The organism is Oceanobacillus profundus (assembly GCF_003515705.1).
In the GTDB taxonomy this organism is placed as follows: Bacteria; Bacillota; Bacilli; order Bacillales; family Amphibacillaceae; genus Oceanobacillus; species Oceanobacillus profundus.
The window spans coordinates 103,266-125,694 of record NZ_QWEH01000014.1; the positions used below are offsets into that span (position 1 = coordinate 103,266).

Consider the following 22,429-nt stretch of genomic DNA (forward strand, 5'->3'; position numbering starts at 1 on the left):
AAGAGAAGAGCAGGCTGGATAGGATGTCCAACCTGCTTTTAAGTGTAGGTAAGATTCGGGAGCGTTCATTCTAAGAGGCAAAACGAGGTGATGTTAGGCCATTCCCATCGTTTTCTTGATGCGATGTATGTCTACTTTATTTGTCCATGTGTCATCGCGAAGCAGCTCCTGATTGATCGAAATCGTATTTATTTCTTCTTTCAATTCTCCAAATTCTTTTGCATTTGCTAGTTTCATCCCGTCGAATTCTGCTTTTAAATGATCCTGTCCCGCACGCAATGCAGTTAGAATTTGCCCGTGTTCTTTTAATTGTGAACTGTGGTTTTCTAGTGTTTGACTGTGCTCTCCGAGAATTTGACTATGTTCATTCAAGATTTGACTATGTTCCTTTAAAATTTGACTGTGCTCATCCAACTTGCTCTTAATTTCCCCAAGCATTTCAATAATTTGATCCGACTTGTCCATTCTTATCACCTCCTCGTTTGTATTATAGCATAGAAGCTGACGAACATAATATGACATTTTTTTCAGATAAGACTATGTTTCTTACCAGCTATAATCGGTTAAGTTAATTTTATAGCTTGTTGACAAATAATAAAATAAATTGTACTATATAATTAATTAAAGATAAATTAATTAAAAATAGTTTAATTCATAATAAAATCCTAGGAGGAAAAGTCATGCAATTAAAAGGAATCCATCACGTTTCAGCGATCACTGCCAATGCAAAAGCGAATTACCATTTTTACACAACTGTTCTAGGGATGCGTCTTGTTAAGAAAACAGTAAATCAGGATGATACATCCATGTATCATTTGTTTTATGCAGATGAGGTAGGGAATCCAGGAACAGATTTAACGTTTTTTGAGATTCCACGAGCAGGGAATACGTATCAAGGTGTGAGCAGCATTTCGGGAACATCATTACGTGTACCGAATGATGCCGCACTTACTTACTGGGAAAACCGCTTTAATGAATATGAGGTTGAACATGATGGGATTATGGAGCAGGGGGGGCGTGGTGTCATTCATTTCCGTGACCCAGAGAAACAGCGTTTAACCTTAGTTTCAGATGAAACAAATCAAGGTGTTGCAGGTGGAACGCCTTGGAAACGCAGCCCTGTTCCAGTGGATACGGGTATTATCGGGCTTGGTCCGGTAAAATTAACGGTTCAAGATCCAGCACCAACAATTAAAGTTCTCACCGAGCTGTTAACATTTACACAAGTTGGAAGCTATCCATCATTGGTTGAGGGGCAAGATGATATTTTAGTTTTTTCTACTGGAGAGGGTGGGACAGGAGCAGAAATCCATCTAGAAACTCGAAACGATCTACCAAAAGAACGTCCTGGTCGTGGTAGTGTGCATCACGTTGCATTCCGTGTCGAAAATGAAGAGGAATTGAGAAAATGGCGAGATCGAATCACAGAAGCACGCTTTGGTAATTCAGGTGTTGTGGAGCGTTTTTACTTTAAAGCACTTTATTTTAGAGAGCCTAATGGAATCCTATTCGAGCTTTCTACAGATGGTCCTGGATTTACATCAGATGAGGAATTCGAGCATTTAGGTGAATCGTTAGCATTGCCGCCTTACTTCGAAGATCAGCGGGAAGCAATCGAAGCGCGCTTAGAACCCCTTGATACGAAGTAATTTAAAAAAAGGGTCTCCCTAGAGTTTGAGGGAGCCCCCTTTTTGCTCGAGCACTTACTACCAGCTCGATTTTTTCACACCAGGCAGTTGCCCCTTATGTGCATATTCTCGAAAAGCAATCCGGGACATGCCGAATTTTCGCATATAGCCCCTTGGACGCCCCGTTACTTCACAGCGATTATTCAGTCGCGTAGGGGAAGAATCTCTCGGCAGTTTGCGAAGTGCTTCGTAATCCCCTTTAGCTTTTAATTCTCTTCTTAAATCAGCATATTTTTCTACAAGTGCTTGTTGCTTCTTTGTTTTTGCGACCTTTGATTTCTTAGCCACTGTATTACCTTCTTTCTTTTATTTCATAATAGATTGTTCATTGCAGACAAGCGTAAAATCCTTTTTCTAATTCATATTTATCCAGGTCTTTTCCGATAAAGACGATTTCACTTTGCTTCGTTTCCGCTGGCAGCCATGGACGGTCATTTGTACCGGAAAATAACATATGCACACCCTGGAAAACAACGCGTTCATCCATTCCGTCAATATGAAGAATTCCTTTATAACGGTACAGGCTTTCACCTTTAATTTGCACGAGATAGCTGAACCATCTGTTTACACGATCCAAATTGAGGGGACGATCGTCAGTAAATACAAAAGAGTTTACAGTATCATGGTGATGATGATGCTCGTCCGTTAATAAATTGGGGTGTATTTGAAGCTTGTGTCCGAGATCAAATGATTGAATGCCAATAATATCACTGGTGTTAATATCGCAATTAATAGAGTGTATTACGTTTGCATTCGGGTTCATTTGTGTAATCCGCGTTTGAAGCTTCTTCAGTTCTCTTTCATTTACAAGATCTGTTTTATTAAAAATAAGCACATCTGCAAAGGCGATTTGCTCCTGTAATTCCTCTGAATCGATATGTTGAGGGAGGTGCTTCGAGTCAAGTACCGTACAAACGCTATCTAGTTCAAACCAGCGGGACATAGCCTCATCCATTAAAAAGGTTTGAACGACAGGTGCTGGATTGGCAAGTCCTGTCGTTTCAATAATGACCCGGTCAAATTGAACTTCGCCATTTAATTGCTGCCGCAGCATAGAAGAGAGAATAGAAATCAAGTCACCCCGAACATTGCAGCAAATACAGCCACTGTTGATTTCAATAATTTCTTCTTTTGTATCGGTGATCAGCTGACTATCAATCGATAAATCCCCATACTCATTCACAATCACAGCTGTTTTCTGCTGCGAATCTTCATTAAGAATGCGATTTAATAATGTGGTTTTTCCTGCGCCTAGAAAACCGGTGAGAATCGTAACTGGAATTTTATGTTGTCGTAACAAATTCATTTTCCCTCCATAAGTTAGTTGCCCTATAGAAATCTAAGGCATTCGGCAAATGCCTTAGTCGCATTTATGCAGAAAGAAAAGTTTTACACTTTCCTTTCTGCCAAAAAATGAGGGCAACACATAATTATTTCGTCACTTGGTCGAGTATTTCTAAGTTATATCGCATTAAGGAAATATAGTCTTCCTTATTTTTAATATCTTCATCTGTTAGGACAGAGAGATTATGAATCGTTAAATCTTCCGCACCAATTTGTTCCTGGATAACCTCGGAAAGTCGATTTGGACTGTTTTGTTCATAGAGAATATAATCCAAATTATGTTCCTCTGCCTGGCTTATAACCTCAGTTAATTGCTTTTGCGACGGCTCTTGACTTGTTGAAAGCCCGCTAATCGCAATTTGTTTTACACCATAGCGCTCTTCCCAATATCCGTAAGCAGCATGCGGTACCATGATATATTTATTTTCTTTGGTCGCTAACAGCTCTGAAAATTCCTTATCCAATCCTAGAAGTTCCGCTTCTAATCCTTCAAAATTCGCATTGTAATCAGCCTCTGCATCGGGATTTAATGCAATCAGCTCATCTTTGATAATGCGAGAGATTTCGATCATTCGCAATGGATCAATCCAAAGATGTGGATCATGATCGCCAGTATGATCATCGATTGAAATTGTTACGGCCTCTGATTCTGCTACTACTTCATGATCGTCTCCGAAGAGGACTGCTTTAATTTGCTGTCCATCAATAGTAGCCTCGCCACCAAATGTGGCGGTTCCGTTATCGGGCACCGTCTCCCAATCATCAGCACCAGGTTCTAATGTATACCAATGCCAATGGTCATGGTCAGAGTCTTCGCTTAAATGGGCGGTTAACTGGATAGAATCGCCAGTATGGTAATGTCCAGCCAGGCCATCGATAGTAATGGAAACACTATTTTCTTCATGTGAATCACTGGTTGTTCCGTGACTGTGACCATCATGATCGTGGCCATCTTCAGTATCGCTGTTCTCGCTGTTATCATGTTCGTGATTGTGCTCGCTGCCATCGTGTTCGTGATCTTCATCATGCCCATGACTGTCTTCCCCATGATTATGTCCATCCTCGGTATGATCGCTATGATCGTGATTATCGCCGCCACCATGCCCATGGAAAAGCTCTTTATACTTTCCGATTTCAATTAATTCTACATCTTGATTAGCAAGCGCATCTGCTGCACTTGTCGCAAAGCCCTCCATACCATCACCTATAAAAATAAATGCATCACTATCAGCAATTGCCGTCATATCTTTGGATGTTGGCTCATATGTATGTGCATCTGCGCCAGGTGGATAAACGGTTTTGGCTTCAACAGAATCGCCGCCAATTTGCTCCACAGCATACTGAAATGGATAAACAGACGTATATACAGTAAGCTTATCTGAATTATTGGCATTGGCTGGATCCTCTTCAGTTGATGAACAACCAATCATTAAAAATGCTGTAAAACTAAAAATAAATAAAGCCTGGATAATTTTCATTTATCGTATTCCTTTCTTGTTTTGTATTTTTAATATTTCCTATCATATCGTAATCATTACGATTTGTAAACAGTAATTGTTACGATTTGTTTTTTCGTTAGATAGTGAGAGCGGAGCGATGAAATTGATATAGGTGTTATAGTGAGGTGCGATGGTGCGTTAGATATGATATAGGTGTCTTAGCGGGGTGTGATGGTGCGTTAAATATGATATAGGTGTCTTAGCGGTGTGCGATGGTGCGTTAGATATGATTTAGGTGTCTTATCGAGATGCGATGGTGCGTTAAATTGGATTAGGGCGTCCTGGCGATGAGTGATGGTGTTGTAATTTTGATATAGGTGTCATAGTAGGATGAGATAGTGCGTTAAATTGGATTAGGGTGTCCTGGCGGTGAGTGATGGTGCTGTAATTTTGATTAAGGTGTCATAGTGAGTTGCGATGGTGCGTTAAATATGATTAAGGTGTCTTAGCGAGATGCGATAGTGCGTTAAATTGGATGAAGGTGTTTTAGCGGTGTGCGATGGTGCGTTAAATATGATTTAGGTGTCCAAACCAAGCGAGATACGTTAGCGCGTTAATTTAAATTGAGGTGATGCGATAAAATTTAGTTTGGGGCTAAGATGGAGAGTTTTAAGCTCTCCATCATTTTATTGAATGTAAAAACCAGCAATTTGATTGTTATTGTCAAACGTTACACTAAATACGACATCGGCACTTTCGAAAAGTCCATCAATTAATACAACTTGGTGGTCATCGACTTGTTCAATCGAGCTATATTCTTGGTCGATGAATCCACCGAGCTGATCCTCAAGTGCCACCCATAATTCATCGAGTGCGACAGGTGTGAGTTCTGCTTCCATCGTTCCGTTAAAATGTTGGGTTGCTGTTTCGAATTCTCCATTAGCAAGCTGCCCGATAAATTCTTCCGCAAGAGTGACTATCTCTTCTGTATCTTCATCTGAACCGTTCTTTTCACTAGAATCCGCCGCATCATCTGTATCTTCATTTTGTTCATCCGAAGTGCTGCTATCGGTTGCATTTTCAGAAGCCTGGTCACCTGTTGGTTCGCCACATCCCATTAAAACTAATAGTGCTAGTAAGATAAAGAAAAGCTTCTTCATATTAGGCTCACCTTTCTATCATTGTGATTTGTTCGTTTGCTCCAGAATCCAATCTGCTATTGTTTCTATTACATGCTTATCGACAACACCAGGATGTTCGTATTCGGCAATTGTTCCTGCATCAGGACCATCATAGTCAACGAAAAAATGATTCAGTCCGGGATAGCTAATAAATGTTGCATTTTCTTTGTCAGCTAAGGCTTCCTGCCATAATGCAAAATCCTTATCGACGTAAACTTGGAAATCATCTTCTCCTTGCAAAAGCAATAGAGGTTTTTCGGACTCTGCAGCTAAAGCTCCTGCATCAAAGGTATCCATTTCTTGAAAGTAATAGGCAGGGAGACCAAACAGCGTTTCTGATAAAGCCTCATCCTCTGTCATATCCTTTAACCCTTTTGCTTTTTCATATTCCGCTTGCACAAACGCTATCTGGTTCTCATCTTCATACATATCCATACTTTGATCATAAATAATCTCCCATAAACTCCTCGGTGAACCTGCGAGTATAATAAGACCAGCAAAATCTCCCTCTAGGTCAATTCTTGGGGCGAGCATCCCACCGAGACTATGTCCGCCTAAGTAAACGCTATTCGAATCAATGCGCGAATCATGTTTTAACAGCTCAGCAGCTCGAACAGCATCTTCAACGGTTTCCTCGTAAACAGTTAAGGACTGCAATTCATCGGGGGACATTGTGCTGCCATAGGTATACGTTCGTTTATCGTACCTTAATACTGCAATCCCTTGTTCAGCAAGACCCCAAGCAATATCACGGAAAGGCTTATAACCGAAGACAGCTTCATCTCTATCGCTAGGACCTGAGCCATGAACGAGTACAACCCCTGGCAGATCACCCAGCTCCTGATGTTGCTTCGGTAGTGTTAGTGTTCCTTCCAGCTCATATTCAGTTCCTTGGCCGACTGTTACTTGCTCCTCCGTGACACTGTCCGGTACATCAACATTTACCCCTCCAGGAGATAAATTCATTCCAACCAATTGAAGCGCTTCATCGAATGTCAAACGTAATTGAAAAATTACTTCACTATACTCGATTTCAGCTTCAACAACTTGATAAGCGTCACCCCTTTCGGAAGATTCCAAAGATCCCACTCCAATAAATGTTCCACTTGCTTCAGCTTTCCAAACTTGTTCCAATTCCTTTAGTGAAGTGGATTCTTGCAATTTTTCACCAAAAAAATCATCATGAACTTTTTCAAAATCTTCATTTACAAGAAGATCAATCACTTCCCGTGCACTCTCCTCAGCTGTAGGCGAAGCGGACGAACAACCGGCTAATATTACTAGTCCAATCAATAGAAATTTCCTCATCATATCCTCCTCAGACTAAAATAACCCTCTAACTCAGCTATACGATTCTACATAAAAAAGGTTTCATGTTATGTTTGGAATGGATCGAAAGTTTAGCTATGATAGACAAAAGAAATGTTAGGAGTTGATTTTGTTGAGAAAGTTTACAATCCATACGAACGAAAAGCAATCCTTCACAAATCTAGACCATTATTTAGAAGAAGCATTGACTGAAAGCAATGTCCAAGATGGAATTATGCTTATCTTCTGTCCGCATACAACAGCAGCAATTACCATTAACGAAAACGCTGATCCCGATGTGAAAACAGATCTTAAACTCGGTCTGGATGAAACATTTCCGAACAAGCAGGAATACATTCATATGGAAGGAAACTCGGACGGCCATATGAAATCCTCTGTAATCGGAGCAAGTGAAACCTTAATCATTTCAGATGGGCAGCCCATATTAGGCACATGGCAAAGTGTATATTTCTGCGAATTTGATGGGCCAAGAGAACGGCACTTTTACGTGAAAATAATGGCGGGTTAAAATGTAAAGGCGTGTGCAAGTAAAAGTTGAGGCAATGTACGGAACTGCCTCGACTTTACTTGTTGAACATGCCCTATCAAGTAGACATTTTGAGCTGAAGGGGGATTTTATTTTAGTAGGCCGATTTTTGGTTTTTGATCTACCTATAATAAATAGCTTTATAATTGCTGTCTCGGTACTAAATATATTTTCGTAACAAAATATATCCTAATTTTTTTGCAGTAATTTTAGAAAAACACCTGCATACTTTACCATTAATGACAAAGGATAACTACGAATAAAAGTTATTCTACAATGGAGGGTTTTGTGTGGAACAGGAAAAACAAATAAGGCTGACATCGGGAGAGCTATCACAGCTTCTTTATCAATACATGGAAGAGAGTGCAAGTGTATGTGCATTAAGCTTTTTTTTGGAGAAGGCTGAAGATGAGGAAATTAAGTCGGTTATTGAACATGCTTTGAAATTATCTCAATCCCATGTACAAAAAATCAGTTCGATTCTTACAGAGGAAAAGCATAAAGTCCCTATTGGCTTTTCGGTTGAGGGAGATGTTGATTTAACCGCACCCAGATTATATTCTGATGGCTTTGTATTAAATTTTATCGAACAAATGGCTGGAATAGGACTTTCGCTCATATCAACTAGCTTGTACTCTTCAGTAAGGTCAGACATTACAGCTTATTATAAAGAATGTTTGACTGAGACAATGGAATTATTCGAGATGTCAAAGGATTTATTGTTAGAAAAAGGGATTTATATTCGAGCGCCATACGTGTCTAATCATAAAGAAATTGAATTTGTGAAAAAACAAGCTTTTATGTGGGACATAATTGGCGAAAAAAGGCCATTAATAGCCTTAGAAGTGGCTTCTCTTTATTCAAATATCCAGAGAAATGCTTTAGGAACGGCAACATTAACTGGATTCAGCCAAGTTTCCCGATCGAAAGATGTCACCAAATTTATGATGAGATGTATTGAAGTTGCTAAAAAGCATATTGATTTGTTTAGCGGAAAATTAAAGGAAAGCAATTTGCCTGTTGCGATGACATGGGATGCAGATATAACAACCAGTACTGCATACACATTTTCGGATCGATTAATGATGTATTATACTACCGCTTTGATTGCTTTAAGTGTTGGCTTTTATGGTACAAGCATTTCTGTAAGCCCCAGAATGGATTTAGGTGTAATGTATAACAGGTTATCACTTGAGATCCAGAAGCTTTCTGAGGACGGGGCTAATATCATGATCAAAAACCAATGGTTAGAACAGCCTCCAATGGCTCCAAATCGTCATGATTTAGCAAAAGATAATTGATGGCAAGGTGGTATAATGAAATGTTATGGCAGATAAGGGCGCAGTTGAGAAACTTTTATGGAGTATTGCATTTCCAGGATTTGGTCAGTTATTAAATAAAAAATACTTCAAAGGAATCATGGTGATTTTTTTAGAGATTTTGATTAATTTGCAGGGACATCTTAATAATGTTGTCGTGCTAAGCTACCATGGAAAAATAGAACAAGCAATTCAGGAAGCGGATTATCAATGGATTCTGTTTTATCCTTGTGTATATTTCTTTGCAATGTGGGATGCGTATAAAGATGCGGGAGGAGGAAAGCGAGCCTTTTCCTTTTTACCGTTTGTATTTTCCGCCTATTTTGTTACCTTTGCATGTATGTTTTCGTCTGAATTAACACTATTTGGCGTACTATTAGGGCCAATCTGGCTTTCCACTTTAGGGATTATCCCAGGGGTGATTGTGGGATTTATATTACAAACAATCTTGCTAAAAGCAACGAATTAAATGGAACAAAAAACGCCTTCGAAATACTGTTCGGAAGATTTTTTGGCTTGAAAAATAGCAAGAAGCAGTTTCAATAATTTCCTTAAAATGCAGTTATTAGCCATCTTCCACTCTAAGTTTTTAATTTCTCGTTAAGAATGATTTGTTTTTCATGGTCTGAATAGAACATGTTTTTTTAATTTGTCCTTTTGTACACATTGCTTATCCAGTATATATTAAGGAGAGAAAAATTAATGATAGAGAGGAACGATGGGATGATAATAAGAAAGCGCACGAAACCTTTGATACTACGTAAATATGAAATACTGCGAACACGTTTAAAGAGTACTTTTCCTAGAGTTCAGCAGATCGATAGAGCGTATGGAAAATACATGAAAGGATATATGGGTGAAGTGAAGGTCGATTATTATCTGCAATTTCTTGAACAGATCACTACGATTCTCCAGGATGTCTGTTTAAAACTGGATGGGAAAAGTGTTCAGCTTGATAATATTATCATTTCGCAGCACGCAATTTATATCGTTGAAGTGAAAAACTATAGTGGCACAATTATTTTTGATACAACACTTAACCAGTTTATTCGAGAAGACGGCAAGAAAGAGACAGGGTTTAGCCACCCCATTACACAGGTAGAATTACAACAGCTTAAACTTCAAAACTGGCTCCATCATAACGGCTTCACAAACATTCCCATCTATTATTTCGTCGCAATAAGCGAACCTTCCACCATAATAAAAGTTATAGGAGATACAGAGCCAATAGCCAAAGTAGTTGCACACGGCGAACGGATTCCCCACATCATACTAGACATTGAAAAAAAGCTTGAGAACACGAACAAAATCATCCATCAAAAAATCGGACATATGATTTTAAAGAAATGCATTGACTTTGACCGAGATATTATGAAAGAGCATGAGATCAAAAGAGAGGACTTAGTGAACGGCGTAAAGTGCACGAGCTGTGACATGCTTGCAATGCAGCGGACACCCAGAAATTGGGTGTGCCCAAAATGCGAGCATAAAGATCGACACGCACATCACCTAGCAATTAAAGAATATTTATTGCTGTACCAATGGATAACGAATCAGGAATGTAAAAATTTCCTCCAGGTAAACTCCCGACACATGGTAAACAAAGCATTAAAGAATATAAATCTAACCTATGAACCAGCAAATAAAAGATGGATAAAAAATAAGCAGAAATAACGTACCCTCACCCCACGCTACGACACCAAACGCAAAATTAACGCACCATCCGACTACGATACGACACCAAACAGAAAATTAACGCACACCTCGCTGCACGCTATGACGCCAAACGCAAAATTAACGCACCATCCGCCCAAGCTATGACACCAAACGCAAAATTAAAGCACCCATCCGCCCAAGCTATGACACCAAAGACAAAATTAAAGCACCCTCGCCTCAGGCTATGACACCAAACAGAAAATTAAAGCACTATAGACTCAAGCTACGACACCAAACAAAAAATTACCTCACCATCCGCCCAAGCTATGACACCAAAGACAAAATTAAAGCACCCTCGCCGCACGCTATGACACCAAACAGAAAATTAAAGCACCCTCGCCGCACGCTATGACGCCAAACACAAAACTAACGCACCATCCACCCAAGCTATGACGCCAAACAGAAAATTAAAGCACAACCCCGCGCACACAAAAAAAGACCTCCAGCCGCAGCTGAAGGTCTTCTATCATTCTAGTAAAATCTTTTAAAGCTATCAAAATGCTTCTTCCAATAGGAATTGTCTAAGCTCGTAATTTGTACGCCGTTTGATGTTCCTGCGTGGATAAATTGGTTGTTTCCGAGATAGACTCCCATATGAGAGATGCCTGATTTATAAGTTCCTTCAAAGAATACAAGGTCTCCTACCTGTGGTGTGTTCACGTAAAAGGAACGGTCGAAGTAGCCTGCTGCTGATGTTCTAGGCAAGTCCATCCCAGCTTGTTTGTATACATAGTAGATAAATCCACTACAATCGAATCCGCTCGGTGTAGAACCACCCCATACATATTTGACGCCGCTCATGCTTTTAGCTGTGCTAATAAGCTTGTCCACATTGTAGCTTACATCAGTTGCTGGAGCATTGTTTGAACTTCCGCCTGAGTTAGATCCGGATGAGCCATTTGAACTACTTCCGATACTTAGCTTCTGTCCGATTAAAATGAGATCGGAGCTTAAGTTATTCCATTTTTTCAAGTTGCTAACTGTAACACCATGTCGTGCAGCAATACGTGATAACGTGTCGCCTGATTTAACGGTGTAGACAGAAGATGAGCTTGAAGAATTGCCGGATGAACTAGATGAACCAGAATTTCCAGTAGACGATCCGTTCTTACTTACAACAAGCTTATTCCCAGGGTAAATTAAGGTTGTGTTTAAGTTGTTCCATTTCATCAAGTTAGATAATGAGATTCCATGTTTGGAGGCAATGCCGCTTAACGTGTCCCCTCGTTTTACTGTATATGTAGTAGATTTATTAGTTGAAGTGTTTGTATTCGTACTTGATGATGATCCCGTGCTCGAAGATGATTTCGTAGTCTGAATGACTTGATTCGGGAAAATTAAATCCGATGACAAATTATTAATCGATCTCAGTTCAGATACGCTTGTACCATATTGCTGTGCAATCTTCCATAGTGAATCTCCGCTCTTAACCTTGTGTGATGCTGCTTCTGCTTCCTCAGCTGCAAAAATAGCTGATGCAATCGCCGCACTTGCAGTAACCGACATAATAATTTTCTTGTTCGCCAATTTTTTATCCCCCTGTTGTAATCAAATAGTTATAGTAATTCCAGTAAATACTTGCCAGTTCGGCAGTTTATGTTTTTATCCTGGAAAATTCGCCAATTTATTTCTGAATATCCATGTTCTAACAGAAACTAACACTATTATAGCTATTATTTCAAAATTATTATAGATTAATAGGACATTTGTAACATGATTGTAATGTAAAGGTTTGGTAAAGATGATGCCCATGATTGACTCGAAAGCAAAACTAGCAGATCCCGAATCTACGTACCACTCGATCCGAATAACACCTTCATCTCAATGAAAATCGTACCAAAAAGCGATCTGGTCCAAATTCTCTAAAAAATTTATTTCTGAAAAGTTATGGAAATATGTTATAATTCCCTTTATAATGTCGAAATAGATATAGGGTAAAAAAATTATAGCTTAGAAATAGCACTCATTATCCGAAAGCCCAAAAACACATCCATTCCCCAAAAGCAGGGGTGGACCGAATACAATGGAGGTACAGCAATGGAGGAAACGATATCCCTCAAAGAGATTTTTGAGGTCATCAAGAAACGCTTGTTAATGATTATTGCCTTAATGTTGGGGGCGGCACTCGTAGCAGCAATCATTAGCTATTTTGTCTTAACACCAACATATGAAAACAGTTCGCAGTTTCTTGTAACGCAAAGCAACAATACCGACATGAATGCACAGCTTACGCAAGCAGATGTCAGAACAAATGTGGAGTTAATTAATACATACAACGTAATAATTACAAGTCCAGCAGTCCTTGAGCCTGTAATAGAAGAATTGAATTTAGATATAAGCAGTAGTCAATTAGCAGGAAAGCTTCAAGTTGCAAGTGCTGATAATTCACAGGTTGTAACCGTAACTGCAACAGATCCAGACCCAGCTCTAGCGACAGAAATTGCGAATACGACGGTTGAAGTTTTTCAAGATAAAATTCCAGACTTGATGAATGTTGATAACGTGTCAATTTTATCGGAGGCACAATTAGCTGAAAATCCTTCACCAGTAGCACCGAATCCGATTCTGAATATTGCAATCGCAATTGTTCTAGGTGCCATGATTGGTGTTGGGATTGCATTCTTACTAGAATACTTAGATAACACGATTAAATCAGAAGAGGATATTGAGCAGAAACTTGGAATTCCTGTACTTGGGGTTATCTCTCATATTGATGAAAAAGATATGCGTACGGAGAATTTCGAGGCTCGTGAAATCAGAACGGTAAGGGGTGGTCTAGATGGCGCGAAAAAGACAGTTTAAAAATAATAAAATGCGTCACCTAATTACGAAAATAAGTCCACGCTCACCAATTTCAGAGCAATATCGTACCGTTCGTACAAACCTGCAATTTGCTTCCGCGGATGAAGAGATTCAAACATTGCTGTTAACTTCAGCTGGTCCATCGGAAGGAAAGTCGATGACGACAGCGAATCTTGCAGTTGTATATGCGCAGCAGGGTAAAAAGGTACTTTTAATTGATGCGGATTTACGTAAGCCAACCATCCATTATACATTCCGCCTGGATAATCTAAAAGGACTTAGCAATGTGCTTGTTGGAGATATTCCCTTGCAGGAAGCAGTCGTTCCGAGCGCGGTACAGGACTTAGACTTAATCTCTTGTGGTCCAATCCCGCCGAATCCTTCTGAGCTGCTTGGTTCGAAACGAATGCAGCGAATGATAGCTGAAGCGCGTGAGCTTTATGATGTGATTATTTTTGATACTCCACCAGTTCTTGCGGTAACAGATGCACAAATTCTATCTGCTTTCGTTGATGGATCGATTCTCGTAGTACGCAGCAAAAGCACGGAGACAGAATCAGCACAAAAGGCAGTTGAATCATTAAAGGCAGTGAATGCCAAAGTCCTTGGTACCGTTCTAAATGACCGGGACAAGAAGGAATCAAATCACTACTACTATTATGGAAGTTAATACGAATAAGAAACTCCTTATCATCCTATGCGCTGATAAGGAGTTTTTTCATGAAAAAATATGACTAAAAACTATTTTTATTACATTTCCGTGACTTTTTCGTGACTATAAATACCTATATTTTTACAATTTCATATGATAAAATATTCATAGGTAAAAATGCTTAGTTAACTTCCAAAAATTACATCATACATAGTGGGATACCAAATGCCATTCATCAATTTGTATTGGCGTCGAAATATTTTTCACGTATACATCGTCCGTGTTTTGCATCCGATGACACTTCATATTAATAAAGGAGAATTACATAACCCAAAAAAATAGCCTCCTTACCGAATGATATATGGTGGCTATTTTTAATGATCTGCTTGCTTTCTATTCCGAATTGCGCTTTATGTTACTAAAGGATTAAATTGCTAGGGAGTAATTGTAAACATACATCGATTCTTGTATAATTTTAACTAATTAATTTTTTCAAAAAATATGACGGAGAGGGAGTGGCAATGTGATTGATATACATTCTCACATCTTACCTGGAGTAGATGATGGTGCTAAAACAGAAGAAGACAGCTTAGATATGGCAAGAGCAGCAGTTGCTCAAGGGATAACGACAATAATCGCAACCCCTCACCATAAAAATGGAAAATATGATAATGACGCCCAGTCGATTATAAATCATGTAGCCATTTTAAATGAATTGTTCAAAAAAGAAAATATTGATCTTCACGTACTTGCGGGTCAGGAAACACGAATCAATGGGGATATGGTTCAAGACATTGAAAAAGGGGAACTCTTGTCTCTAAACGGGTCGAAGTATTTATTTGTAGAATTCCCATCAGGACAGGTTCCAAGATATGCTAGTCAAATGCTGTTTGACATTCAAGTCGCAGGATATACTCCAATTATCGTTCACCCAGAACGAAATCAAGAGCTTATTGAACATCCGGCCAAGCTCTATGAATTTGTCAAAAAAGGTGCGTTAACACAAGTGACTGCAGCAAGCCTCGTTGGAAAGTTTGGTAAGAATATTCAAAAGTTCTCAAATCAACTTATTGAATTTAACCTCACTCACTTTATTGCGTCGGATGCACATAATACGAAATCACGTGGTTTTGTGATGGATAAAGCATTTGAACATGTAAACCACGCATATGGCAGTGATTATCACTATATGTTTTTGGAAAATAGTCAGCTGTTAATTGAGAATAGCAATGTGAACCGCATGGAACCAGTCATGATTAAGAAAAAGAAATTTCTTGGCTTGTTTTAAGGGTATAGACAACCTCCTATAGCCTAATAACTATACTAGAAAAAGAGATAATCCGAATAGGGGTAGAATCGAGAAAAATATCTAAAAAAAGGGGTTAATTAGGTGATACATGTTCTTATTGTAGAAAATCAGAGGTTACTCCGGGATGGCATGGAAGCCATTATCGAAAGAACGGATGATATAAAGGTTATCGGAGCAGTGGATAACGGAGAAATTGCGATTAAGCAGATGGAACACCTAAATCCTGATATTGTAATCATGGACATTCATTTACCACAAATGGACGGGATTCGCACAACAAAATATATGAAAGAGAAGTATCCAGAAGTAGGGGTCATCTTGCTTACTTCAAAAGTGGATGATTTCATCATTTCAGGAATTAATGCTGGTGCAGACGGTTTTTTAGTGAAGGCAGTGTACGCTGAGCGCTTGCTGGAGGCGATTCGAATCGCATATCGCGGTGAGACAATCTTCTCTGGTGAAGTAGCTCAGATGCTTGCTACCCGCATACGTCAACTGACAATGAATAATAAACAAATATTCACATTGCGACTTGAACGTCTTGGCTACACGTTTACGAAGCGTGAGATTGACATTGCGTTTTTATTAAAAGAGAACTATACGAACCAGCAAATTGCCCTCAAGCTATTTCTTGGTGAAGGCACGGTAAAAAATTACATTAGTGAGATTTACAATAAACTGAATATACGAAACCGCGCAAAGGTTATTGAATTTTTCGGTAATGTCACACGGTGATAGTTTAACAGGTAAAATTGCCTAGTAGTGACTTTTATTGTAAAAAGTCACTAAAAAAGTGACTTCCTATGTAGTAGAATAGAATCTTGTTACGATATGTCGTTAAGACGGTAAAAATGAAAGAATAGGTAGGAAAGTTGAATGGCGACTATTTTATACATAAGTAAGAATCCGTTTTCTAAGTTGATTATACAGAAAATTAAGGAACAAACAGAGATGGAGTTAATTGGGTGTGTGCTCTATACAACTAATGGTTTCGTCATCGAAGAGAAGCCGAATGTTGTTTTATTGGACACAGAATCAATCGCGTTACCCGAAGTGACAGCTGCTATTAAACAGTTAAAAGCAGCTAACCCATTTGTGAAGGTTATCACGATTGTGGGCGCTTCGCAGCTAGGTGATTCTATGGCGATCATTGAAGCAGGCAGTGACAGTGTTATTGAAAAGCGTCCGAATTTTGAAGATAAACTGATGCTCGTTATTCTTTCTATACAGGATGCACATTATGTTGCTCCTTCCAGTGTAATCCTAGATCTATTAGAACGTTTAGATGAGTTAAAGAAAGATAACTTTGATCTATTTCGGAAACGTCTCGGAGAAAATGGAATTCATATTTCAATGAAAGAATCACTTGTTGCTTACTTTCTCAAGAAAAACTTACGAAATAATGAAATTGCAGAATGTATCCAGTTAAGAGAAGGAACTGTAAAAGTACATATCAGTCAAATTTATAAGAAAATTAACATCAGAGGCAGGAAAAATGTGGTACACTATTTAAATAAAATCATGTCGAATCGTGTACGTATGGAAGAAGCCAATTAAAATTAAAACATCAAAAAGGAGCGTGTACGATGTCCTATCGTAAGAGGCTAACATTCCTGATCTTACTAGACTCCGTAATTGTCAGCACGGCTATATTTATAGCGACTTGGGTTGTCTATCCAGCGCATACAGAAATTCTACGAACGGAAACCATCCTATGGAGCGCAATTGCACTATTAGTCTTTCATCATTTATTTGCATCCGTTTATAAGCTCTATAATAAGGTTTGGGCATATGCTAGTGTTGGAGAGTTAGTTACGATTGTAAAGGCAATCACATTTTCGATTGTCGGTGCAGGAATTGTTCAGTATTTCATCAATGATTTTTCACTTTATTCAAGAGCGTTGCTTGTTACATGGATGCTCCATATTTTATTAATTGGCGGATCGCGCTTTGTCTGGCGGATCTTCCGAGATAGTTACATAAGAAATGAAACCGATCAGAAACGAACCTTAATTGTAGGAGCTGGTGCTGCTGGTGCGATGATTGCACGTCAGCTGAAGAATGAGCATAGCTCCGAATTAAGTCCAGTTGCTTTTGTCGATGATGATATCAACAAACAAAAAATGCAAGTCTATGACTTACCTGTAGAAGGAACAACGAGAGATATTGCAGCTGTTGTTGAAAAATTGAAAATCGAGCATATCGTTATTGCAATTCCCTCCTTGCGTAACGGCGAATTGGAGAAAATTGTCGCAGAATGTAACAAGGCAAATGTTAAGGTACAAATGATTCCAAAAATCGAAGACCTCATGACAGGGAAAATATCTGTCAGCCACTTGAAAAATGTCGAGGTCGAGGATTTACTCGGACGAGAACCAGTAAAACTCGATATTGGCGCAATCTCGGAATATGTTACAGGAAGTACGGTTATGGTTACGGGGGCTGGAGGATCAATCGGATCTGAAATTTGTCGCCAGCTGATGCGTTTTGCACCGGAAAAGATACTGTTAGTTGGTCATGGAGAATACAGCATTTATTCAATTGATATGGAACTTAAAAATAAACACCATGATTCAGAAACAGAGATCATTCCAATTATTGGCGACGTCCAAGACCGTGAACGTATATTCAACATTGTCGAAGAGCACCAGCCAAGAATTATTTACCACGCTGCAGCACATAAGCATGTGCCACTTATGGAATATAATCCGCATGAAGCAGTCAAAAACAATGTGATTGGGACGAAGAATGTCGCAGAAGCTGCGGACACATTTGGTGTCAAAACATTTGTGATGGTGTCAACGGATAAAGCAGTAAACCCAACAAATGTGATGGGTGCAACGAAACGTGTTGCCGAAATGGTTGTCCAGCATATGGCACAGAAAAGTAAAACGAAATTTGTCGCTGTTCGATTTGGGAATGTACTTGGTAGTCGTGGAAGTGTAATTCCTTTGTTTAAGAAACAAATTGAAAGAGGCGGTCCAGTTACTGTAACGGATCCAGAAATGACACGTTATTTCATGACGATTCCAGAAGCTTCAAGGCTTGTTATTCAAGCAGGGACACTAGCTGAGGGCGGAGAAATTTTTGTCCTTGATATGGGTGAGCCAGTTAAAATTGTTGATTTAGCGAAGAACCTGATTAGATTATCAGGTTACACAGAGGACGAAATCCCAATTGAATTCTCGGGTATACGTCCAGGTGAGAAGATGTACGAAGAACTATTAGGAGAAGATGAGATTCTTCCTGGTGAAGTTTATGAGAAGATATATGTTGGAAGAACGATTGAAGTTGATATGGAGATTGTACTAAATTTAATTAAACGGTTTGAAAGGTATAATCAAGCAAGTTTAAAAAATGAACTTATGAATATTGTTTATGCAGAAAGAGAAATGCTAGCTGTAAAATAAACATAATATCAATCTTACTATAGAAAGAAGTTGTTGAAATGAATTTTGCTATTGTTGGATGTGGCTTCATAGCGAAGAAACATGCGAAGGCGATACAAGAAGTTGAAAATGCTAATCTAGTAGCTGTAAGTGATAAACTAAATACAGCGATGGAACCATATGTGGAGGAATATGGGGTAGCAGCATATGAAGAACTAGATCAAATGCTACTTAGAGAAGACATTGATGTTGTCTCTGTATGTACACCTACTGGGTTACACGCTCCGCTTGCCATCAAAGTAGCTAACGCGAAAAAACATGTAATTTTAGAAAAGCCGATTGCAATGACTTTAGAAGAAACCGATAAAATTATAGAAGCTTGCAATAGAAATGAAGTAAAGCTTTCAATCGTGCACCCCAACCGCTTTAGACCAGTGGTAATGGAATTACGTAAAATACTCGATCAGAAACTATTAGGTAAAATTAGTCATGCAAACGCAATTGTAAATTGGAATAGAAACCAAGAGTATTATGATCAAGCTCTTTGGCGAGGTACTAAAGAATTTGATGGTGGTGCATTAATGAATCAAGCAATTCATAATCTTGATTTATTATTATGGTTTATGGGTAAACCGGAACAAATATTTAGTATGGAAGCAACAAGATTACGTAAAATTGAGGCAGAAGATGTTTCCACGGGTGTTATCAAATTTAAATCAGGTGCTTTAGGATTAGTAGAAGCTTCCACGACAGCTTATGGCCAAAATTTCGAAGAGTCAATTACTCTATTTGGCGAAAAAGGTACTGTGAAAATTGGTGGAAAAAATGCTATATACTTCGAACATCTAGAAATTGAAGGTATGGACGAAGATGAAATCAATGAGATTAAAGAAAAAATAAAAGTAGATCCATTTGGTATACCAGGTCATCAATGTATTATTGATGATATGGTCAAAGCTATTGAGGAAGATAGACAACCTGCAGTTTCAGGTGAAGAGGGTAGAAAATCATTAGAGTTAGTACTATCATTCTACGAATCTGCTAAAAACAATCAACCAATCCAACTAACAAAGGAGAAAGAATATGTTAACAACTAAAGAAAAAGGAAATCAACTTGCAGAAAAATTAATTGAAAAACTAAATAATAAAACTGCTGTAATAGGTGTTGTAGGTCTAGGTTATGTGGGCTTGCCATTAGCAGTTGAAAAAGCAAAAGCTGGCTATAATGTAATTGGATTTGATGTCCAGGAATCAAAGGTTGATGAAGTTAATCAAGGAATCAACTACATTGGTGATGTAGTTGATGAAGAATTAAAGGAACTAGTTGTAAACAAAAAGCTCAAAGCTACTACTGATTATTCATTTATTAAAGAAGTAGATGCGGTTGCAATTTGTGTACCAACTCCATTAGATATTTACAAGCAACCAAACACAAGTTATGTTGAAAGTTCAGCACATGAGATCTCTGATTACCTTCATGAAGGTATGTTGGTAGTTCTTGAGAGTACGACATATCCTGGAACAACAGAGGAATTGTTGAAGCCAATCCTAGAACAAAGCGGATTGACATGTGGTGAAGACTTTTTCTTAGCATATTCACCAGAGCGAGTTGATCCTGGTAATAAGCAATTTAAGACAAAAAACACACCTAAAGTTGTTGGTGGAGTATCTGAAAATTGTACAAAAGTAGCAGCTACAATGTACGGTAATGTATTGGAAAGTGATATTCATGAAGTGTCAAGCCCTTCTGTAGCAGAAATGGAAAAAATCTTAGAGAATACTTTCCGCAATATTAATATTGGTCTTGCAAATGAAATGGCTGTTCTTTGTAATAAAATGGGTATTGATGTATGGGAAGTTATCGATGCAGCAGCGACAAAACCATATGGCTTTATGCCGTTTTATCCGGGTCCGGGGTTAGGTGGACATTGTATCCCAATCGATCCATGGTATTTGACATGGAAAGCACGTGAATATAATTATCACACTAAATTAATTGAAACTGCTGGAGAAATAAACAATGAAATGCCTAATTATGTAATACAAAGAATCATGGAGATATTAAATAAAGAAGGAAAAGCAGTGAAGAGTTCAAATATTTTAGTACTCGGTGTTGCTTATAAGAAAGACATTGATGATTATCGTGAATCACCAGTTCTTCCTATCTTAGAAAAACTAGAAGATGCTGGAGCAAACTGGACTGTGGTAGATCCTTATGTGAAAGAGTTTAAACATAGAAACAGCATTGAAACTCCTATTGCAAATGTAACTGTTGAGATGCTTGAGAATGCGGACTTGGTTATGATTGCTACGAATCATAGTGGTTTTGATTATGAAGAGATAATAAAGTATTCAAATTTGATTTTTGATACTAGAAATTCATATAAAGTAGTAGAAAATAATATAAATTATTATAAATTATAATTGTAAATCGAGGGAAAAATGCTTAATAAGATACTATCTAATGATTTTAATAGAAATATTATAAAGCTAATGACAGGTGCTACCTTAGCTCAAGCGATACCATTAGCAATCTCTCCCATATTAACACGCCTATATACTCCAGAGGATTTTGGAGTATTGGCGTTATTTATTGCAATAACTTCTATTTTTGGCTCAATTGCTAATGCAAGATATGAGTTGGCGATTGTATTACCTCAAAAGGATGAAGAGGCAATTAATTTAGCTGCTATATCAATTATAATTACTCTTGCTGTAAGTGGATTATTGCTTATTTTAGTAATTTTCTTTCATGAAATTATTGTCAGGTTATTAAGAGAACCTAGTATAAGTATATGGCTATTTTTTGCACCACTAGTAGTTTTTTTTATAGGGCTATTTAATACTCTTAATTACCTTAACACTAGAATGAAAAATTTTGGTTCGATTGCTAAGGTTAAGGTTATTAAATCAATTTCAATGGCAACTGTCCAACTATTATTAGGCCTTTTAAAATCAGGGGTCCTTGGTTTAATAACTGGCCAAATAGTTTCACATATATTTTCGAACGGTAGACTTATTAAACCAGTTTTAAAATATAAGAATTTATTTCTAAGGATTAATATTTCTGATATGTTAAAAGTAGGGAAAAAATATAAGAAATTTCCTTTAATTACGACTTGGGCTACGCTTTCTAATTCGTTATCACAGCATCTGACAAGTATATTTATATCCTTTCTATACTTAACTAGTACATTAGGTTATTATTCCTTGGTTCAAAGAATTTTAGGTATGCCGACTACGCTTTTGGGAAAGTCAATTGGACAAGTTTTTTTTGAAAAGGCAAGTAAAGAAAGAATTAAGTATGGAAATGCTAAAAAGATCTATAAATCGACTTTTAAAAAGCTAGTTTTTGTATCTATTCCTCTTTTTCTGATTTTATTTTTAGTTGTGGAAGATCTTGTGGTATTAGTATTTGGTAATGATTGGAGAATTGCTGGTAAGTATGCACAAATTCTAATTCCTTTGTTCTATATTCGATTTTTAGCAGCACCTCTTACACTTATAACTATAATTTTTGAAAAACAATGGGTTGATTTAACTTGGCAAATATCCATGTTAATTTCATCATTAATAATATTTGTTATCTCTTTTTTAGGGGGATTGGATATAATAAATTATTTTATCTTATATAGCACAATATTAATAATACATTATATAATTATTTTAATCATTACTTACTTAATCGCAAGTAAACAAGTTGTTAATGATTAATATTTTAAATTCTTGAGAGGT

At 37.9% G+C, this 22,429-nt stretch carries 21 protein-coding genes; 14 read left to right on the top strand and 7 right to left on the bottom strand.

The genetic code is table 11. The features are described 5' to 3' along the window. Positions 1-93 precede the first annotated feature (93 nt). Complete coding sequence (locus D1B32_RS17515; protein ID WP_118890006.1) at positions 94-465, bottom strand: hypothetical protein; 372 nt, start codon at positions 463-465, stop codon at positions 94-96. Between the two features lie 215 nt (positions 466-680). On the opposite strand from D1B32_RS17515, the gene D1B32_RS17520 reads away from it, so the two are divergent. Continuing rightward, positions 681-1,649 (top strand): ring-cleaving dioxygenase, encoded by a 969-nt coding sequence (locus tag D1B32_RS17520; protein WP_118890007.1) that lies wholly within the window; start codon positions 681-683, stop codon positions 1,647-1,649. Between the two features lie 57 nt (positions 1,650-1,706). Here D1B32_RS17520 and rpsN read toward each other — a convergent pair whose 3' ends face one another. From rpsN to D1B32_RS17545, 5 genes are all read right to left on the bottom strand, one after another. Next, positions 1,707-1,976 carry a 30S ribosomal protein S14 gene (gene rpsN, locus D1B32_RS17525; RefSeq protein ID WP_095308323.1) on the bottom strand — a complete coding sequence of 90 codons (270 nt, stop codon included), beginning with the start codon at positions 1,974-1,976 and terminating at the stop codon, positions 1,707-1,709. A 37-nt stretch (positions 1,977-2,013) separates the two neighbouring features. After that, entirely contained in the window at positions 2,014-2,994 is a 981-nt protein-coding gene (locus D1B32_RS17530) for a CobW family GTP-binding protein (protein WP_118890008.1), read from the bottom strand. Between the two features lie 124 nt (positions 2,995-3,118). Next, positions 3,119-4,510 carry a metal ABC transporter solute-binding protein, Zn/Mn family gene (locus D1B32_RS17535; protein ID WP_118890009.1) on the bottom strand — a complete coding sequence of 464 codons (1,392 nt, stop codon included), beginning with the start codon at positions 4,508-4,510 and terminating at the stop codon, positions 3,119-3,121. Between the two features lie 647 nt (positions 4,511-5,157). After that, positions 5,158-5,631 (bottom strand): DUF3887 domain-containing protein, encoded by a 474-nt coding sequence (locus D1B32_RS17540; protein ID WP_118890010.1) that lies wholly within the window; start codon positions 5,629-5,631, stop codon positions 5,158-5,160. A gap of 18 nt (positions 5,632-5,649) precedes the next feature. Next, positions 5,650-6,960, bottom strand: a complete 1,311-nt coding sequence (locus D1B32_RS17545; RefSeq protein WP_118890011.1) for an alpha/beta hydrolase — start codon at positions 6,958-6,960, stop codon at positions 5,650-5,652. 130 nt (positions 6,961-7,090) lie between these two features. On the opposite strand from D1B32_RS17545, the gene D1B32_RS17550 reads away from it, so the two are divergent. The 4 genes from D1B32_RS17550 to D1B32_RS17565 all read left to right on the top strand — a co-directional run bounded on the left by D1B32_RS17550 (position 7,091) and on the right by D1B32_RS17565 (position 10,500). Beyond that, positions 7,091-7,489 carry a secondary thiamine-phosphate synthase enzyme YjbQ gene (locus D1B32_RS17550; RefSeq protein WP_168927298.1) on the top strand — a complete coding sequence of 133 codons (399 nt, stop codon included), beginning with the start codon at positions 7,091-7,093 and terminating at the stop codon, positions 7,487-7,489. Positions 7,490-7,797: 308 nt separating this feature from the next. Then, a complete protein-coding gene (locus D1B32_RS17555; protein WP_118890012.1) occupies positions 7,798-8,808 on the top strand; it encodes a DUF3231 family protein in 1,011 nt (336 codons plus the stop codon). Positions 8,809-8,833: 25 nt separating this feature from the next. Next, positions 8,834-9,295 (top strand): hypothetical protein, encoded by a 462-nt coding sequence (locus D1B32_RS17560; protein ID WP_118890013.1) that lies wholly within the window; start codon positions 8,834-8,836, stop codon positions 9,293-9,295. Between the two features lie 233 nt (positions 9,296-9,528). Next, the gene (locus D1B32_RS17565) at positions 9,529-10,500 is read left to right on the top strand and encodes a nuclease-related domain-containing protein (RefSeq protein WP_118890014.1); all 972 of its coding nucleotides are present in this window, start codon (positions 9,529-9,531) and stop codon (positions 10,498-10,500) included. Between the two features lie 513 nt (positions 10,501-11,013). Here D1B32_RS17565 and D1B32_RS17570 read toward each other — a convergent pair. Continuing rightward, complete coding sequence (locus D1B32_RS17570; protein ID WP_118890015.1) at positions 11,014-12,069, bottom strand: C40 family peptidase; 1,056 nt, start codon at positions 12,067-12,069, stop codon at positions 11,014-11,016. 510 nt (positions 12,070-12,579) lie between these two features. Between D1B32_RS17570 and D1B32_RS17575 the strand changes: the two genes are divergently transcribed. From D1B32_RS17575 to D1B32_RS17615, 9 genes are all read left to right on the top strand, one after another. Continuing rightward, complete coding sequence (locus tag D1B32_RS17575) at positions 12,580-13,344, top strand: YveK family protein (protein ID WP_118890016.1); 765 nt, start codon at positions 12,580-12,582, stop codon at positions 13,342-13,344. Further along, a complete protein-coding gene (locus D1B32_RS17580) occupies positions 13,322-14,014 on the top strand; it encodes a CpsD/CapB family tyrosine-protein kinase (protein ID WP_118890017.1) in 693 nt (230 codons plus the stop codon). The genes D1B32_RS17575 and D1B32_RS17580 overlap by 23 nt, the downstream gene beginning before the upstream one ends. Before the next feature lie 505 nt (positions 14,015-14,519). Beyond that, the gene (locus D1B32_RS17585) at positions 14,520-15,284 is read left to right on the top strand and encodes a tyrosine-protein phosphatase (protein WP_118890018.1); all 765 of its coding nucleotides are present in this window, start codon (positions 14,520-14,522) and stop codon (positions 15,282-15,284) included. A 102-nt stretch (positions 15,285-15,386) separates the two neighbouring features. Beyond that, positions 15,387-16,040, top strand: a complete 654-nt coding sequence (locus D1B32_RS17590) for a response regulator (protein WP_118890019.1) — start codon at positions 15,387-15,389, stop codon at positions 16,038-16,040. 141 nt (positions 16,041-16,181) lie between these two features. Then, positions 16,182-16,862, top strand: a complete 681-nt coding sequence (locus tag D1B32_RS17595) for a LuxR C-terminal-related transcriptional regulator (protein WP_118890020.1) — start codon at positions 16,182-16,184, stop codon at positions 16,860-16,862. Positions 16,863-16,891: 29 nt separating this feature from the next. Beyond that, positions 16,892-18,715 carry a polysaccharide biosynthesis protein gene (locus D1B32_RS17600; RefSeq protein ID WP_118890021.1) on the top strand — a complete coding sequence of 608 codons (1,824 nt, stop codon included), beginning with the start codon at positions 16,892-16,894 and terminating at the stop codon, positions 18,713-18,715. Positions 18,716-18,753: 38 nt separating this feature from the next. Continuing rightward, positions 18,754-19,791, top strand: a complete 1,038-nt coding sequence (locus tag D1B32_RS17605; RefSeq protein ID WP_118890022.1) for a Gfo/Idh/MocA family protein — start codon at positions 18,754-18,756, stop codon at positions 19,789-19,791. After that, positions 19,778-21,118 carry a nucleotide sugar dehydrogenase gene (locus tag D1B32_RS17610; RefSeq protein ID WP_118890023.1) on the top strand — a complete coding sequence of 447 codons (1,341 nt, stop codon included), beginning with the start codon at positions 19,778-19,780 and terminating at the stop codon, positions 21,116-21,118. Before D1B32_RS17605 ends, D1B32_RS17610 begins: the two co-directional genes overlap by 14 nt. An 18-nt stretch (positions 21,119-21,136) precedes the next feature. After that, the gene (locus tag D1B32_RS17615) at positions 21,137-22,408 is read left to right on the top strand and encodes a lipopolysaccharide biosynthesis protein (protein ID WP_118890024.1); all 1,272 of its coding nucleotides are present in this window, start codon (positions 21,137-21,139) and stop codon (positions 22,406-22,408) included. Positions 22,409-22,429: the final 21 nt, after the last annotated feature.

Excerpts from the sequence above, each read along its gene's own strand:
- D1B32_RS17595 (WP_118890020.1), top strand. The coding sequence starts at position 16,182 with ATGGCGACTATTTTATACATAAGTAAGAATCCGTTTTCTAAGTTGATT.
- D1B32_RS17545 (WP_118890011.1), bottom strand. The coding sequence starts at position 6,960 with ATGAGGAAATTTCTATTGATTGGACTAGTAATATTAGCCGGTTGTTCG.
- D1B32_RS17520 (WP_118890007.1), top strand. The coding sequence starts at position 681 with ATGCAATTAAAAGGAATCCATCACGTTTCAGCGATCACTGCCAATGCA.
- D1B32_RS17580 (WP_118890017.1), top strand. The coding sequence starts at position 13,322 with ATGGCGCGAAAAAGACAGTTTAAAAATAATAAAATGCGTCACCTAATT.
- D1B32_RS17530 (WP_118890008.1), bottom strand. The coding sequence starts at position 2,994 with ATGAATTTGTTACGACAACATAAAATTCCAGTTACGATTCTCACCGGT.
- D1B32_RS17540 (WP_118890010.1), bottom strand. The coding sequence starts at position 5,631 with ATGAAGAAGCTTTTCTTTATCTTACTAGCACTATTAGTTTTAATGGGA.
- D1B32_RS17600 (WP_118890021.1), top strand. The coding sequence starts at position 16,892 with ATGTCCTATCGTAAGAGGCTAACATTCCTGATCTTACTAGACTCCGTA.
- D1B32_RS17565 (WP_118890014.1), top strand. The coding sequence starts at position 9,529 with ATGATAGAGAGGAACGATGGGATGATAATAAGAAAGCGCACGAAACCT.
- D1B32_RS17575 (WP_118890016.1), top strand. The coding sequence starts at position 12,580 with ATGGAGGAAACGATATCCCTCAAAGAGATTTTTGAGGTCATCAAGAAA.
- D1B32_RS17535 (WP_118890009.1), bottom strand. The coding sequence starts at position 4,510 with ATGAAAATTATCCAGGCTTTATTTATTTTTAGTTTTACAGCATTTTTA.
- D1B32_RS17615 (WP_118890024.1), top strand. The coding sequence starts at position 21,137 with ATGCTTAATAAGATACTATCTAATGATTTTAATAGAAATATTATAAAG.
- D1B32_RS17515 (WP_118890006.1), bottom strand. The coding sequence starts at position 465 with ATGGACAAGTCGGATCAAATTATTGAAATGCTTGGGGAAATTAAGAGC.
- D1B32_RS17560 (WP_118890013.1), top strand. The coding sequence starts at position 8,834 with ATGGCAGATAAGGGCGCAGTTGAGAAACTTTTATGGAGTATTGCATTT.
- D1B32_RS17610 (WP_118890023.1), top strand. The coding sequence starts at position 19,778 with ATGTTAACAACTAAAGAAAAAGGAAATCAACTTGCAGAAAAATTAATT.
- D1B32_RS17605 (WP_118890022.1), top strand. The coding sequence starts at position 18,754 with ATGAATTTTGCTATTGTTGGATGTGGCTTCATAGCGAAGAAACATGCG.